The following is a 13,163-nucleotide window of genomic DNA, read 5'->3' as shown; positions in this document are numbered from 1 at the left end:
GGGCCCTTACGGCCTGCAGGCCGCGATCGCCGCCTGCCATGCCCGCGCGGCGCGCCCCGAAGACACCGACTGGGCCCAGATCGTCGCGCTCTACGACGCGTTGCACCAGCTGATGCCCTCGCCGGTGGTGGCGCTGAACCGCGCTGTCGCGGTCGGCATGGGCCAGGGCCCCGGCCTTGGCCCCGCCGCCGCGCTGGAGCTGGTCAACACGCTCGCCGCCGACCCGCAGCTGCAGGGCTACCACTGGTTGCCCAGCGTGCGCGGCGACCTGCTGGCCAAGCTGGGACGCGGCGCCGAGGCCCGCGCCGAGTTCGAGCGCGCGGCGGGACTGACGAGGAATGGGCGGGAGCGGGAGCTGCTGCTGGGGAGGGCGGGGGAGGCGGGGTAGGGTGCAGGCAGATCATCTGTGAGAGAATTCTTCAACTATTCATTGATCTATTCTCAATCCATCCAAATGACTGCCTCGGCTCGGCTAGGTAGCACCCCTGCGGCTCAGGATATTGAACGCATCCTGAGAGTGGGACCGAAGTCCGCCGCGCAGCTGCTGGTGGCCCTGGGAATCAGCCAGCCAACGCTTTCACGAACTATTCAACAGCTGTCGCAAACGGTCACCAGTTTCAGGATTTCTGGAGACCGCACACCCAGGTATGCGCTGCTGCGCCCGCTGCCTCTGGGGCTCAAGCCGCGGCAACGCATTTACCGCCTCATCAGCAGCGGCCAAATCGAGCCCTTCGCCGACATCGAGTTCCTCAGCGGCGGCGCCACGCTGGAGAGGAGGGGCAAGCTCACTCGCTTGTATGAGGGCTTGCCGCCCTATATGTCTTTCGCGGCACCATCGGGATTCCTGGGTCGTCAGCTCGCGCAGGAGGCCGCGAAGAGTCCGGCCTTCCCCACCAGCCTCAAGGACTGGGGCGACGACCACCGTGTGGCCTGGCTATTCACGCGAGGCCTGAACCTGCCCGGCAATCTGGTGTTTGGTGACGCCCCGCTCCAGATGGAGATGGACGGGCGGCCCGCGACACCAGCCGAGGAGAAGCTCGAGCACTACGCAGCCATGGCCACGGCGCTGCGCGGCGCCACCTATGGCTCCAGCGCCGGCGGCGAGCAGCCGAAGTTTCTGTGGCTGAGTGAAGACGCGGGACACGTCATCGTGAAATTCGCCAAGCTCGGCAGCCGCATGGCCGAGCTGCTCCCGCTTGAGCATCTGGCCCTGCGGTCCTTGGCCGAGGTCGGGGTGCCCGCGAGCCGGACCCAGCTGATGGCGGCGGGCGACCATGTCTTCCTGGAAGTTCAGCGCTTTGACCGCATCGGGCTCAAGGGCAGGATCGGCATGCTCTCGGCCGGCGCGGTGGACGACGAGTTCTTCGGCATGCGGGACTCCTGGCCGGAGTTCGCCGCGCGCTGCGAGCAGGCGAAGTATCTGTCCGCGCGGGACGCCCGTCTGGTCGACACGATGGCCGCTTTCAGCGAGCTGATCGGCAATAGCGACAGGCACTTCGAGAACATCTCGATGCTGATCGGCGAGGACGGCGAGTACCAGGGCATCTCGCCGGCCTACGACATCCTGCCCATGCGCTACGCCTCCATCGGCGGCGGCCTGGACCCGGACCTGAGCCCTATCGAACCCAAGGTCGGCACCATCGGCGCCAAGCCCGAGGTGTGGACCCGCGCTGCCCAGGCCGCCGCGCGATTCTGGATCGCCGCGATGACCGAAGACCTGGGCGTGCCGCTGTCCCGCGAGATGCGCGAGCTGGCCCAGATCAACCTCCAGGCAGCTCGGGCGTTTGTGGCGCCGCTGTTGCCGAGTGGGTAGGCGTCGCGAAGCTATCTTGTCTAGGTGAGACTCATGCGCATATGGCTCTGGTTCACAACCGCAACCCTGGCTCACTTTCTGGTTAGCGCGACCGCCTTTTTGTGGGTGTACAGCAATAGCTCGTCCGCGTTCGATGGGCATCATGTCTCGCGTGCCTGCGCCCTGCTGGCTGATGCCTTGTTCGCCGTCGCGTGGTTTCCCTTCGGCCACCTGCTAGTGGCGGCGGTCTCTCCCAAGCTTCTTCCAGGCTCTTGGGGTTGGTTGCCCGTTCTGGTCAATAGCATGCTCTGGGGCACAGCGGTGGTTGCAGCAGTTTGGTACAAGCGGCGACGGCCCTGATACGTTTGAGCTCATCAGCAAGCGCAGCAAAGAGCAGTGATGCAAGTCATGACCCCACCATTCCCGTCAATGACCCACCACCTTGAGCTTCGATTCGAACCCGACACGGATGGCACGGGTGAGCTGTTCGCCTCGGCCCGGTGTGAGAACTTTTCCGGCGCCGGATCGGCTTGGTTTCATGAGTGGGAAGTCCGGGCCTTTGGTGCCAAGCTGCAATCGTGCTTCCCGCTGCTCCCGGGCACGGAACTGCGACTCGAAGGAGGGTATTGGGATTCCAGCTGCTCGCCAACCAGACTGAAGGACGTGGTGGTGGGCATCCGGATCTACCCGGTTGGCATTACTGGCGAGATCGGGGTTCGCTTGGAGCTCGGCGACGGAACGTATGAGCGTCAGCGGCCGGAGAGCCGTGGGCGCGCAAGCTTCGAGCTCATGGCGACCTACGAGGACATCCAGAGATTCGGCGCTCAGATCCAGCTGCTGGTGCAGTCGACCGGCGGCACCGCCAGCCTCTATCGAAATGCCGCTTAGACGGTTGCGGGGGCTTTCCGTCGCATGAGTTCCCTCATCAAGACCTGACCCCCTCCGAAATCCGACCAACGCGCGAGCAACCCCATGGCCAAAGACCTGATCTCCGTCCCCCGCGCCGCGATGGTCGGGCCCGATGGTGAGTGGGAGGCCGTCGGCCGCGACGCGCATGCAGTGATCGACGAGGCAAAAGCCGCCGGCGTCTATGTCTTCGGCGGCGGCATCGATGAGGCCGTGCCGCCCGTACTGGTCTCGGCCGACGGCACGGTGGCCGAGGGCGGTNCCGTCGGCCGCGACGCGCATGCAGTGATCGACGAGGCAAAAGCCGCCGGCGTCTATGTCTTCGGCGGCGGCATCGATGAGGCCGTGCCGCCCGTACTGGTCTCGGCCGACGGCACGGTGGCCGAGGGCGGTTATCCCTGGGCGCCTGCGCTCAACGGCGGCTTCACCGTGCTCGAACTGCCCTCGCGCGAGGCGGCCATTGCCTGGGCCGCGCGCATCGCCAAGGCCTGCCGCTGCGAGCAGGAGCTGCGCGTCTTTCAGTTCGACCCGCAGTCCTGACAGGTCCCGAGCGGCCGCAGCTCATAAACTGCGCCGCATGTCGTCCCCGTCCACCGCCTCCCTGAGCCAGTTGATCCTATTGCGCGCCGTGCAGCGCCTGGAGGCGCAGCAGGGGCCGCTGGACGACGCGCAGGCGATGCGCGAGGCCCATGCGCAGCAGCGCGCGATGCCGCAGCGCCTGCTGGCCCGGGCCGCCTGGCTGGCGCGCGAGCAGGGGCTGGACGTGGCGCTGGCGCAGTGGCGCGGCCGCCTGCCCTGGCTGGCGCTGGTGGCGGCCTTGCTGATCGGTCTGCTGAGCTTCAGCCTGCTGCAGGCGGTGGTCGGCGGCAACCGGCAGATCAACGCAGTGGCCGCCTTGCTGGCCGTGCTTGGGCCGCATCTGCTGAGCCTGGTGCTGTGGCTGCTGATGCTGACGGTCGGCGGTCATGGGGGTGAGGGCGGTGGCCTGGCGCGTTGGCTGGTCTGGGCCACTGCCCGGCTGCCGGGCGGTACGCCCGCCCAGGCCCTGGTGCTGGAGGCCGGACTCGATGTGCTGGGCCGCAAGAGGGGGCTGAGCGCCTGGGCGCTGGGTGCCGTCAACCATGCGATCTGGTCGCTGGCCCTGCTGCTGACCTTGGCCGGCCTGGTGTTCGCATTTTCCTTTCTGGCCTACCGCCTGACGTGGGAAACGACGATTCTGGATGCCGGCTTCTTCGCCGGCTTTGCCCGCATCAGCGGCTGGCTGCCGGGGCTGCTGGGCTTTGCCACGCCGGAGCTGGGCATTACCGGGTCGAGTGGCGCCGATGACAACCGGGGCTGGGCCCTGTGGCTGCTGGGCTGCACCCTGGTCTATGGCCTGGGCCTGCGGCTGATCGCGCTGCTGCTGAGCGTCTGGCGCACGCGCGGTCTGCTCGCCGGGCTGGACCTGGACAGCGAAGATCCGCAGCTGCGCCAGCTGATGCAGCGCTTTGCCTCGCTGGACGCCAGCGCCCTGCTCGACGCCGAGCACCACCGCGCACCGCCGCCGCCCGCGCCGCCCGAGGGCGGGCGCGTGATGCAGGGCGTGGCTCTGCTCGGCTACGAGCTGCCGCTGTCCCTGCCCTGGCCGCCGGCTGGGCTTCCGGCGCCGCCGCTGGCCCTGCGCATCGCCGGCGCGGCCGAGGAGAAACGCCGCCTGCTGGCCCAGCTGCAAGACCTGGCCCCACAGCGCCTGCTGCTGGTCTGCCATGGCCCATCCAGCCCCGACCGCGGCACCGAGCGATTTGTCCGCGAGGCCTTGCAGCGGGTCGGTGCCGGGGCCCTGCTGCTCAGCGGCGAGGCGGGCGCCGCGCGCTGGCGCAGCTGGGTGGCGGACTGCGCCCTGCCCTTGCAGGCGGTGTTCGACGCACCGGCGCCGGCGCGCGCCTGGCTGGAGGGGGCAGACCATGGCCGCTGAATTCCCGGCGCTGAACATCGCGGTGGTCGGCCACACCAATGCCGGCAAGACCTCGCTGCTGCGCACGCTGACGCGGCGTGCCGATTTCGGCGCGGTGTCCGACCGGCCGGGCACGACCCGCCATGTCGAGGCCATCACGCTGGACCTGGACGACGGCGAGCCAGCGCTGTGCTTTGTCGACACGCCGGGGCTGGAGGACGCGGTCGCGCTGCTGGATCATCTGCACGGCCTGGACGCCGCGCTGCCGCGAGCGCAACGCCTGCAGGCCTTTTTGCAGGGCGAGGCGGCCAGAGGACCCTTCGAGCAGGAGGCCAAGGTCTTGCGCGCGCTGCTGCAGGTCGATGCCGGCCTGCTGGTGATCGATGCCCGCGAAGACCCGGCCCTGCCCAAGTTCGCCGCCGAGCTCGAGATCCTGATGCTCGGCGGCCGCCCGCTGATGCCGGTGCTGAACTTCGTCCGCGAGCCGAGCGCTCAGGAGGCGGGCTGGCGCGCGCTGCTGGCGGCCCACGGCCTGCATGCGCTGCTGCGCTTCGATGTCGTCGCGCCCTTTGTCGGCGCCGAGGCCCATCTCTATGGCGATCTCGGCGCCCTGCTACCCGAGCGCCGCGCCCAGCTGGCGGGCGTGGTGGCGTTTCTGGAACATGAGCGCGCTGCCCGCCGCAGCGCCAGTCTGCGCCTGATTGCCGCCTCGCTGCTGGGCCTGGCGGCCTATCGCGAGGCCGCGCCCGGCCAGCAGCTGGACGACACCCATGCGCGCGCCGCCTTTGTACGCGCTTTTCGCCAGACCATCAACGCGCGGCTGCGGCAGAGCCGCTTGCAGCTGCTGGCCCTGCATGGTTTTGGCCCCGACACGGCCGAGGCCGCCGAGCTGCCCCAGCTGGCCGGGCGCTGGGAAGCCGATCTGTTCAACCCCGAGCTGCTGAAGCAGGCCGGCCGCCAGTTCGGCACCGGTGCGGCAGTGGGCGGCGCCATTGGCGTGGTGGCCGATGTGGCGCTGGCCGGGCTCTCGCTGGGCGCCGCCGCCACGCTGGGCGCGACCATTGGCGGTCTGGCCAGCCAGGGCCTGGGCCAGGTCGGCCGGCGCCTGGGCAACAAGCTGCGCGGTGTGCTGGAGTTGAGCCCGGAGGACGCGGCCCTGCTGCAGATCGCCGCGCAACACCTGACCCTGCTGCAGGGCCTGGAGCGGCGGGGGCATGCGGCGCTGGAGGTGATGCGCGAGAGCGCCGGTCTGGTGGTCGAGGGACAGCAGGCTGCGGATCTTTTGAGGACCTTGCGGCCGGCGCGCGGCCATCCCGAGTGGGCGACCGGCCTGGCGCCAGAGCGTGCGCAGCAGGATTTGCTGGCGCTGCTGAACGAGCTGCTGCCGGACGAGGGCTGACCGGCCCCATCCGCGAGTAGCCGCTCGGCCCCTGGGGCCAGGTCACTCTTGGAAACGGCCCAGCGAAGGATTTGAGAACCGAAGCGCTATCGGAGCGATCAGATGCAGATTCGTGATATTCAATCCACTGAAATTGAAGCCGCGCGCCTGCTGTTGCTGGGTGCAGGTTGGGGCCGCAGCAAAGTCGGCAGTACCGCCGAGTTCGCCCAGCTGCTGGCCCGCTCGCAGCGGGCGCTGGTGGCTGTGCAGGACGGCGCGGTCATCGGCTTCATCCGGGCCCTCACCGATGGCCTGACGAACGGCTATATCTCCATGGTGGTGGTGGCCGAAGACCGGCGCGGCCAGGGCGTGGGGCGGGCCTTGGTCGAGGCCGTCGTGGGCGAGGACCGCCAGCTGACCTGGGTGCTGCGCGCCGGGCGCGAGGGTGTTGCGGGCTTTTACGAGAAACTCGGCTTCAGCATGTCCGAGGTCGCGATGGAGCGGCCGGGTGTCAGGTCTTGAGCAGCTGTTCGTCGCTTGACTGCCTGATCGGCAATCAGGCTGCCTGTACTGCCAACTTCAGCCCCAGGGCCTTCAGCACCTTGGCGATGGTCGCCAGCTCCGGATTGCCATTGGGAGACAGGGCACGGTAGAGCGCCTCGCGCGCCAGGCCGGTGTCGCGGGCCATCTGGGTCATGCCGCGTGCCCTGGCAATGTCGCCCAGGGCCACCGCGATCATCGCCGGATCCCCGCCCGACTCATCCAGCATCGCCTGCAGATACTGGGCCATCGAGGCTTCGGAATCCAGAAACTCGGTCACATCGAAGTGGGTGAACACAACGGCGTTCTGCTTGCTCATGACTTACTCCTTGTCGTCCACCAGGGCCGCCATCGCCTTGGCCCGCTTGATATCGGCGACCTGGCTGCGCTTGTCGCCACCCACCAGCAAGAAGATCAGCTCGCGGCCCTGCCGCGTGAAATACAGCCGGTCGCCCGGCCCGACATCCACGCGCAACTCATGCACGCCGTCCTGATTTCACATCGCCCAGATTGCCCTGTTCCACGATACGCAGGCGGGCCGCGATGCGCAGCTGAGCCATGCGGCGAAAACTTCGGATTGCCTGACGATGAACATGTACTGTAATCCTTAAGTCACAATCCATCAATCGCCCAGATTCACCAACGCCGCCAGCATCACGCCGTCCAGGCCGGCCGGCAGCGCATAGTCCGCGATCACCCAGGCGCGCTGCGCGCCGTCGGCCGCCTCGGCCAGCAGCTCGCTGAGCACGCGGCCGGAGCGCGCGTCCAGCGCGGCATAGGGCGTGTCCAGCAAGGTCAGCGCGGCACCGCTGGCCGCGGCCGCCGCCAGGCCCAGCTTGCGCCGGCTGCCGGTGGACAGCATGAACATCGGCTTGTCCAGATGCGGTGCCAGGTCCAGCGCCTCGATCAGCGCGGCCTCCAGCCCCGGCAGCCAGCTTGCCGCGAAGCGTCCCGCGCGCCGCTCGGCCAGCCAGGCGCGGGCGATCACCGGGTCGTACGCCGGATCGGCCGGCTGCTCGAAGCTGCAGCTGGCCGTGTCGGCGCTGCGCAGGATTTGCCCGGCGCCGGGCGCCAGGTCGCCGGCGATCAGGCGCAGCAGGCTGGTCTTGCCGCGCCCGTCGCCCCCGCATAACAGGCTCAGGCCGGGCCTGAGCGCGAAGCTCAGATCGGTGAACAGCGGGGCGGCCTGGCCGGGAGGGGTGTAGGCCAGACGATGGGCTTGCACAAGAGCGTTCGGGCTGGGCATGGGGCGCGGCGAAAGCACCCAGTTTATGTTCGCGCTGGTCAGGCCCGCCCTTACCATCCGGGGCCAAGCAAGGAGCCCTTCATATGATCACCTGCCATCTCCGCTATGTGCTCGACCCGGCCAAGCTCAAGGAGTTCGAGCATTACGGCAAGCTCTGGATTCCGCTGGTGCGCAAGTTCGGCGGCATCCACCATGGCTATCTGCTGCCCTCGGAAGGAGCCAGCAATATCGCGCTGGCCTCGTTCTCCTTCCCCTCGCTGGCGGCCTACGAGCAGTACCGGATCCAGTCCTTCGACGACCCCGAGTGCCAGGCCGCCTTCCAGTACGCCGAGCAGACGCGCTGTTTTCTCAGCTACGAGCGCACCTTCTTCCGCCCGGTGTTCGAGTGATGCGGGACATGCCGGCCCTCGCGCTCTCCCCCGTTTCCCTCGCCGACCTCGACGAGCTGCACGAATTCGAGCAGCGCAACCGCGCCTTCTTCGAGGCATGGATCAATGCCCGGCCCAAGGACTACTACTCGCTCGACGGTGTGGCCCAGGCCATCGAAGCGGCGCGTCGCGATGCCGAGCAGGACCGGGGCTACCAGTTCCTGCTGCGTGAGGACGGGGTGCTGGCCGCCCGGGTCAATCTGAGCCAGGTGCGGCGCGCGCACTTCCACTGCGCCTCGCTGGGCTACCGGGTCGGCGAGCAGCACCAGGGCCGAGGCCTGGCCAAGGCGGCGGTGCGCCTGGCCATGCAGCAGGCCTTTGTCGAGCTGGCGCTGTGGCGGCTGGAAGCGACATCGCGTGTCGAGAATCCGGCCTCGATCCAGGTGCTGACGGCCAATGGCTTTGTGCAGTTCGGTCATGCCCGGCGCTGCTTCCAGCTCGGCGAGGCCTGGTTCGACCTGCTGCACTTCGAGGCGCATGCCAAACCCCGCTGAGCCTGCCCATGTTTTTTTCCACCCTCAAGCCTGTCCTCTACATCCAGATCTCGCCCGAGCGCATCACGCTGAAGAACCTGAAGACCGGCGAGCTGATCGCCGAGGTGCCCGAGATGGCGATCACCGCCGCACCAAAGCCGACGATTCTGGCTGTCGGGCCGCAGGCGCGCCTGGCCTGCGCCGCGCAGGCGGCGCAGCTGCTCAACCCGTTTGCCCACCCACGCAGCCTGGTGTCCGATTTCACGCTCGCCGAGCAGCTGCTCCGCTACTACGTGCACCGCATCCGTGGCCAGGCTTGGCTGAGCATCGCGCCGCGCATCGTGCTCCATCCGCTGGGCCAGCCCGCCGGCGGCTTCACCCAGGTCGAACGCCGGGCGTTCCGGGAACTGGCCTCGGGCGCCGGGGCTGCCGAGGCCATTGTGTGGATGGGCCGCGTCCTCACCGACGAAGAAATCCTGACCCGGCGCTTTCCGGCCGGCGAGGGTGAATGGGAGTGATCAGCTCCCGCGCCGCCCCAAGCGCTCCACCAGCAACGCCAGCTGCCGACGCGCCCCGTCATCGACGCTGATCTGCGGATTGGAGTAGCCGTCGGTCTTGCCGGCCTCCTGCTCGCGGGCGTCGATGATGGGCCGTGCCGCCGCGTGCGCGGCCTCGAAGGACAGGGTGTGCAGGCGCAGCTGCTCGGCATACATGGCGCGGCCGAAAAAGGTCAGCTCCGAGCCCTTGCCGCAGCCGTAGGAGGTGTGTTCGGCGTCGGCCGCGCTCATCACCAGGCTGCCCGGCCCGGCCAGCGGCGCGATCCAGCTGCCCGAGTAGCAGGCCGAGACCGAGAGCACGCGCCAGCGGATGCCGGCCTCGTCCAGCCAGGTCTTGAGCAGCTGGGGCGTCACCTCGTCCAGCGCCAGCGGATCGAGCGAGGCCGCCAGCTTGCCGTCCTGCGCGCCATGTGAGGTCAGGTGGATGAACAGGATGTCTTCGTCGCGATTCATCAGTGCGGCCATCTGCCGGATCGCGCGTTGCAGGTTCAGCGCCGTGGCCCAGGGGTGTTCGAGCGCCGTGCCGGCATGGTTGACCAGCTGCAGGCTGCGGCCCTGGGCGCCGAAGCGATCTTGCATCAGCCCATCGACCAGCGCACTCTCGTTGCGGAACACGTCTTCCGGCGCATAAGGGGCGAAGGTGATCGAGTACAGCTCCACCTCGCCGCTGCGGCCGGCCTGCAGCGCCTGCAGCCGGCGCTCCAGCAGGGCCGGCTGCAGCTCCAGCAGCTCCTGGGTCAGGCGCAGGCGCGCGGGCCGCTCGTCGGCGGTGGCCTCGGCATACCAGTGCGCGGAGGGCTGAACCCAGACCGGCAGGGCCGCCGCCGCCGCGACCAGCAGGCCCGCCGGCCAGCGCCTCCACGCCGTCGTGTCGCTGCGCCACAGCAGCAGCCACTGGGCAGCGACCAGCCACAGCGTCGCGGCGCCCCACAGACCCCACCAGCCCCAGGGCCCCAGTTGCTGGTGCCAGTCCAGGCGCACGGCCGGCACCAGCACCAGACTGGTAACGAGGGTGATGGGCAGGGCCAGAGCGATCAGCAGGCTGAACAGCGCGGCGCCGCTACCCTCCTCGCTGCGCGGCCTCAGCCACCAGCAGGCCCAGGCCAGCACCAGGGTGCCTATCCAGCCCTCCCACAGCGCGGGCCAGTAGAAACTGGCCGGGCCGGCGATATAGAGCCGCTCCGCCAGCAGCTGGACCGCGACCAGGCTCAGCAGCAGCGCGGCCGTGCGGGCCGGTGTCGCTCGCAGCCCGTTCCAATCGGGGCTTAGGAACAGCGCGCTGCGCAGCCCCTGCCGCCACCACGAGCCCAGCGAGCCGGGCGCTGGTGCTGCCTGCGGCGGCATGTTCTGGCCGTCTGTCATCATCACCTCCCCTTTAGCAGGGACTGTAAGGGGGATGGCGGTGCCGGCTTACTTGTAGAAGGCCTCTACCGTCCCGCTGAGCTTGATCAGCAGCGGCTGGCCCTTGCGGTCCACCTTGCGGCCCACCGGCACCTTGATCCAGCCTTCGCTGATGCAGTACTCGGACACATCGAAACGCTCCTTGCCGTTCAGGCGGATGCCGACGTCGCGCTCGAACACGGCGGCGTCGTGGAAGGGGCTGCGCGGGTCGATCGAGAGGCGGTCGGGCATGGCCGCCGCTGCGGAGGGCTGGTTTGGTTCTTCGCTCATGGTGTTGTGATCGTTTGAGGGGTTCAGGAAGGCGCCATTTTCGCTGCTCGACCGCAGGCTGGGTGTAGCGACCCTGGTGCGGCAGCGCACAGACCCCGGCCAGGCCAGGGTGCAGACTGGCTCTTTCACTGCTATCAAGGTCGTCCCCATGTCCAATGCCATCGCCGCCCACAAGCATCGCGCCCGTCTGCACATCCTGCGCGACAAGGTCAAGCGCGCTCTGCGCGACCAACTGCGCGGCATTCCCGGCGCGGACGCGCGCGTGATCGCGCACCAGGCGGCTCGCGCTGCCTACCGGGCCGCCCACCCGGCTTGATCTGGCGCAAGTGGGGGGACTGGAGGGCTCCGCACAATGGCCGCACCCCAGCCCGAAGCGGAGATGCGCATCATGGCCAAGCTGACGAGGTTCCTGACCCTGGCTCTGCCGCTGCTGATGGCCGCTTGCGCCGTGGAGTTGCAGAACACCGAGATGGTGGCGCGCGAACGCGCCCAGCTGGCCGGGCCTTCGGGCTCGGTCTACACCGGCTGGCGCATCTTCCAGGACAAATGCGCCGCCTGCCATGGCAGCGCCGCCACCGGTGGCAAGGGTGCACCCGATCTGCTGCAGCGCGTGCGCGAGATCGGGCCGCACCGCTTCGTCAGCCTCGTACTGACGCGCTATGACTGGAACCTCCCGGCGCTGCCGGGCGCCGACGCCGGCGCGGCGCGCGAGGCCGCGCTGGAGGCCATCCTGCAGCGCCAGCAGGGCGCGTTGACGATGCCGGCCTGGCAGGGCGAGCCCAGCGTCAATGTGCATATCGCCGACCTCTATGCTTATCTGTCGGCGCGCGCCGCCGGCACGCAGGGGCCGGGGCGGCCGGCGCCGTAATGGCGCTGCGATGAGGCCGTGCCATGAGTGAAGCACAAGCCGCCAGCGGCCTGGATGCCGCCACCGCCGCGCGCCGCCTGCTGGACGAAGGCCCCAACGAGCTTGGTGTCAGCCAGCGCCGCGGGCTGCGAGATATGGCCTGGGACGTGGTGACCGAGCCGATGTTCCTGCTGCTGCTGGGCGCCGGCGCAATCTATCTGGCCATGGGCGACGCGCAGGAGGCGTTGATACTGCTGGGCTTCGTCGTCATCATCATGGCCCTGACGGTGCTGCAGGAACGCCGCAGCGATCAGGCACTGACGGCGCTGCGCGACCTGTCCAGCCCGCGCGCGCGGGTGCTGCGCGACGGTGTGGCGCAGCGCATCGCGGGCCGCGAGGTGGTGCGCGAGGATGTGTTGATGCTGGCCGAGGGCGACCGCGTGCCGGCCGATGGACAAGTGCTCGAAGCCCATGAGCTGGCCACCGATGAATCGATGCTCAGCGGCGAATCGGAGCCGGTGGCCAAGCGCGCTGACGGCGATGCGGTGTTCGCCGGCACCCTGGTGGTCGGCGGCCAGGGCCTGGTGCGGGTGACGGCCGTGGGCCGGCAGACCGAGCTGGGCCGCATCGGCCAGTCGCTGCAGCAGATCGGCCTGCAGGGTTCGCCGCTGCGCGACGAGATGAGCCGGCTGACGCGCCGCCTGCTCTGGATAGGCATGGCCCTGTGCCTGCTGCTGGTGGGCCTGCTGTGGGCGCTGCGTGGCGACGCGCTGCAGGCGCTGCTGGCCGGCATCACGCTGGCCATGGGCCTGCTGCCGCAGGAGCTGCCGGTCATCATGATTGTGTTCCTGGCGCTGGCGGCGCGCCGGCTGGCGGTGCAGCAGGTGCTGACGCGCCGCCTCAACGCCATCGAGACCCTGGGCCAGACCACGGTGCTGTGCGTGGACAAGACCGGCACCCTGACGCACAACCGCATGGCCGTGGCCACGCTGGTGGCCGGCGATGCCGAGCTGGACGTCTCCGCGCTGCCGGGCGGTGCGCTGCCCGAGCCCTTTCACGCGCTGCTGGAGTACGCGGTGCTGGCCAGCGAGATCGCGCCGCACGACCCGATGGAGCTGGCCTTCCACCGGCTGGCCGGCCAGCAGCTTGGCCCTACCGAGCACTTCTTGCATCCGCAATGGACGCTGGCGCGCGAGTACGAGCTCTCACCCGAGCTGCTGGCGATGAGCCATCTGTGGCGCAGCACGGCCCCGGCGGCCCCGCACGATGTGGTGGCCAGCAAGGGGGCGCCTGAGGCGGTGATGGCGCTATGCCGTCTGAGCGAGGCCCGGCGGGAGCAGCTGGCGGCCCAGGCGGCGCGCCTGGCCGACCGCGGCTTGCGGGTGCTGGCCG

17 protein-coding genes and 1 pseudogene are annotated in these 13,163 nt (G+C 69.2%); 13 read left to right on the top strand and 5 right to left on the bottom strand.

All coding sequences use genetic code 11. From position 1 onward, the window contains the following. The 7 genes and pseudogenes from PO768_RS24915 to PO768_RS24885 form a co-directional block, all read left to right on the top strand. Positions 1 to 388, top strand: a pseudogene (locus tag PO768_RS24915) (RNA polymerase subunit sigma-24); the annotation flags it as partial. A 129-nt stretch (positions 389 to 517) separates the two neighbouring features. Continuing rightward, entirely contained in the window at positions 518 to 1,813 is a 1,296-nt protein-coding gene (locus PO768_RS24910; protein ID WP_272648190.1) for a HipA domain-containing protein, read from the top strand. 378 nt (positions 1,814 to 2,191) lie between these two features. Next, a complete protein-coding gene (locus PO768_RS24905; RefSeq protein ID WP_272648189.1) occupies positions 2,192 to 2,680 on the top strand; it encodes a hypothetical protein in 489 nt (162 codons plus the stop codon). 264 nt (positions 2,681 to 2,944) lie between these two features. Further along, positions 2,945 to 3,238: a transcription initiation protein gene (locus PO768_RS24900; RefSeq protein ID WP_272648191.1), complete on the top strand. Its 294-nt coding sequence runs from the start codon at positions 2,945 to 2,947 to the stop codon at positions 3,236 to 3,238. A gap of 37 nt (positions 3,239 to 3,275) precedes the next feature. Beyond that, the gene (locus PO768_RS24895) at positions 3,276 to 4,652 is read left to right on the top strand and encodes a DUF2868 domain-containing protein (RefSeq protein WP_272648188.1); all 1,377 of its coding nucleotides are present in this window, start codon (positions 3,276 to 3,278) and stop codon (positions 4,650 to 4,652) included. Further along, positions 4,642 to 6,030, top strand: coding sequence for a GTPase/DUF3482 domain-containing protein (locus tag PO768_RS24890; RefSeq protein WP_272648187.1), 1,389 nt, complete (start codon positions 4,642 to 4,644; stop codon positions 6,028 to 6,030). Before PO768_RS24895 ends, PO768_RS24890 begins: the two co-directional genes overlap by 11 nt. A 102-nt stretch (positions 6,031 to 6,132) precedes the next feature. Then, positions 6,133 to 6,531, top strand: a complete 399-nt coding sequence (locus PO768_RS24885) for a GNAT family N-acetyltransferase (protein ID WP_272648186.1) — start codon at positions 6,133 to 6,135, stop codon at positions 6,529 to 6,531. Between the two features lie 34 nt (positions 6,532 to 6,565). On the opposite strand, the gene PO768_RS24880 is transcribed toward PO768_RS24885, so the two are convergent. The 3 genes from PO768_RS24880 to PO768_RS24870 all read right to left on the bottom strand — a co-directional run bounded on the left by PO768_RS24880 (position 6,566) and on the right by PO768_RS24870 (position 7,774). Next, a complete protein-coding gene (locus PO768_RS24880) occupies positions 6,566 to 6,868 on the bottom strand; it encodes an addiction module antidote protein (RefSeq protein WP_272648185.1) in 303 nt (100 codons plus the stop codon). A 3-nt stretch (positions 6,869 to 6,871) separates the two neighbouring features. Then, on the bottom strand, positions 6,872 to 7,033 hold the full coding sequence (locus tag PO768_RS24875) for a hypothetical protein (RefSeq protein ID WP_272648184.1): 162 nt from the start codon (positions 7,031 to 7,033) through the stop codon (positions 6,872 to 6,874). Between the two features lie 138 nt (positions 7,034 to 7,171). Continuing rightward, entirely contained in the window at positions 7,172 to 7,774 is a 603-nt protein-coding gene (locus PO768_RS24870; protein WP_272648183.1) for an ATP-binding cassette domain-containing protein, read from the bottom strand. Between the two features lie 104 nt (positions 7,775 to 7,878). Between PO768_RS24870 and PO768_RS24865 the strand changes: the two genes are divergently transcribed. Genes PO768_RS24865 through PO768_RS24855 form a run of 3 tightly spaced genes read left to right on the top strand, consistent with a single transcriptional unit; the run spans position 7,879 to position 9,214 of the window. Next, positions 7,879 to 8,184, top strand: a complete 306-nt coding sequence (locus PO768_RS24865) for an NIPSNAP family protein (protein WP_269839567.1) — start codon at positions 7,879 to 7,881, stop codon at positions 8,182 to 8,184. Positions 8,185 to 8,192: 8 nt separating this feature from the next. Continuing rightward, positions 8,193 to 8,717: a GNAT family N-acetyltransferase gene (locus tag PO768_RS24860; protein ID WP_272648182.1), complete on the top strand. Its 525-nt coding sequence runs from the start codon at positions 8,193 to 8,195 to the stop codon at positions 8,715 to 8,717. 8 nt (positions 8,718 to 8,725) lie between these two features. Beyond that, entirely contained in the window at positions 8,726 to 9,214 is a 489-nt protein-coding gene (locus PO768_RS24855) for a rod shape-determining protein (RefSeq protein ID WP_272648181.1), read from the top strand. On the opposite strand, the gene PO768_RS24850 is transcribed toward PO768_RS24855, so the two are convergent. Both PO768_RS24850 and PO768_RS24845 read right to left on the bottom strand, forming a co-directional pair. After that, entirely contained in the window at positions 9,215 to 10,618 is a 1,404-nt protein-coding gene (locus PO768_RS24850) for a C13 family peptidase (protein ID WP_272648180.1), read from the bottom strand. Between the two features lie 45 nt (positions 10,619 to 10,663). Then, positions 10,664 to 10,924, bottom strand: a complete 261-nt coding sequence (locus PO768_RS24845; RefSeq protein ID WP_272648179.1) for a DUF3297 family protein — start codon at positions 10,922 to 10,924, stop codon at positions 10,664 to 10,666. A gap of 148 nt (positions 10,925 to 11,072) precedes the next feature. Between PO768_RS24845 and PO768_RS24840 the strand changes: the two genes are divergently transcribed. The 3 genes from PO768_RS24840 to PO768_RS24830 form a co-directional block, all read left to right on the top strand. Next, positions 11,073 to 11,240 carry a hypothetical protein gene (locus PO768_RS24840; RefSeq protein ID WP_272648178.1) on the top strand — a complete coding sequence of 56 codons (168 nt, stop codon included), beginning with the start codon at positions 11,073 to 11,075 and terminating at the stop codon, positions 11,238 to 11,240. Positions 11,241 to 11,276: 36 nt separating this feature from the next. Further along, positions 11,277 to 11,792 carry a c-type cytochrome gene (locus PO768_RS24835; protein WP_272648177.1) on the top strand — a complete coding sequence of 172 codons (516 nt, stop codon included), beginning with the start codon at positions 11,277 to 11,279 and terminating at the stop codon, positions 11,790 to 11,792. A gap of 23 nt (positions 11,793 to 11,815) precedes the next feature. Further along, on the top strand, positions 11,816 to 13,163 hold a 1,348-nt coding region (locus tag PO768_RS24830), incomplete at its 3' end, for an HAD-IC family P-type ATPase (protein WP_272648176.1).

Source organism: Paucibacter sp. XJ19-41, assembly GCF_028462495.1.
Lineage (GTDB): Bacteria > Pseudomonadota > Gammaproteobacteria > Burkholderiales > Burkholderiaceae_C > Roseateles_E.
Note: the sequence above shows the minus strand (reverse complement) of the source record. Positions and strands in the feature narration are given on the sequence as shown.

Excerpts from the sequence above, each read along its gene's own strand:
- PO768_RS24905 (WP_272648189.1), top strand. The coding sequence starts at position 2,192 with ATGCAAGTCATGACCCCACCATTCCCGTCAATGACCCACCACCTTGAG.
- PO768_RS24895 (WP_272648188.1), top strand. The coding sequence starts at position 3,276 with ATGTCGTCCCCGTCCACCGCCTCCCTGAGCCAGTTGATCCTATTGCGC.
- PO768_RS24890 (WP_272648187.1), top strand. The coding sequence starts at position 4,642 with ATGGCCGCTGAATTCCCGGCGCTGAACATCGCGGTGGTCGGCCACACC.
- PO768_RS24885 (WP_272648186.1), top strand. The coding sequence starts at position 6,133 with ATGCAGATTCGTGATATTCAATCCACTGAAATTGAAGCCGCGCGCCTG.
- PO768_RS24880 (WP_272648185.1), bottom strand. The coding sequence starts at position 6,868 with ATGAGCAAGCAGAACGCCGTTGTGTTCACCCACTTCGATGTGACCGAG.
- PO768_RS24865 (WP_269839567.1), top strand. The coding sequence starts at position 7,879 with ATGATCACCTGCCATCTCCGCTATGTGCTCGACCCGGCCAAGCTCAAG.
- PO768_RS24860 (WP_272648182.1), top strand. The coding sequence starts at position 8,193 with ATGCCGGCCCTCGCGCTCTCCCCCGTTTCCCTCGCCGACCTCGACGAG.
- PO768_RS24855 (WP_272648181.1), top strand. The coding sequence starts at position 8,726 with ATGTTTTTTTCCACCCTCAAGCCTGTCCTCTACATCCAGATCTCGCCC.
- PO768_RS24850 (WP_272648180.1), bottom strand. The coding sequence starts at position 10,618 with ATGATGACAGACGGCCAGAACATGCCGCCGCAGGCAGCACCAGCGCCC.
- PO768_RS24845 (WP_272648179.1), bottom strand. The coding sequence starts at position 10,924 with ATGAGCGAAGAACCAAACCAGCCCTCCGCAGCGGCGGCCATGCCCGAC.
- PO768_RS24840 (WP_272648178.1), top strand. The coding sequence starts at position 11,073 with ATGTCCAATGCCATCGCCGCCCACAAGCATCGCGCCCGTCTGCACATC.
- PO768_RS24835 (WP_272648177.1), top strand. The coding sequence starts at position 11,277 with ATGGCCGCACCCCAGCCCGAAGCGGAGATGCGCATCATGGCCAAGCTG.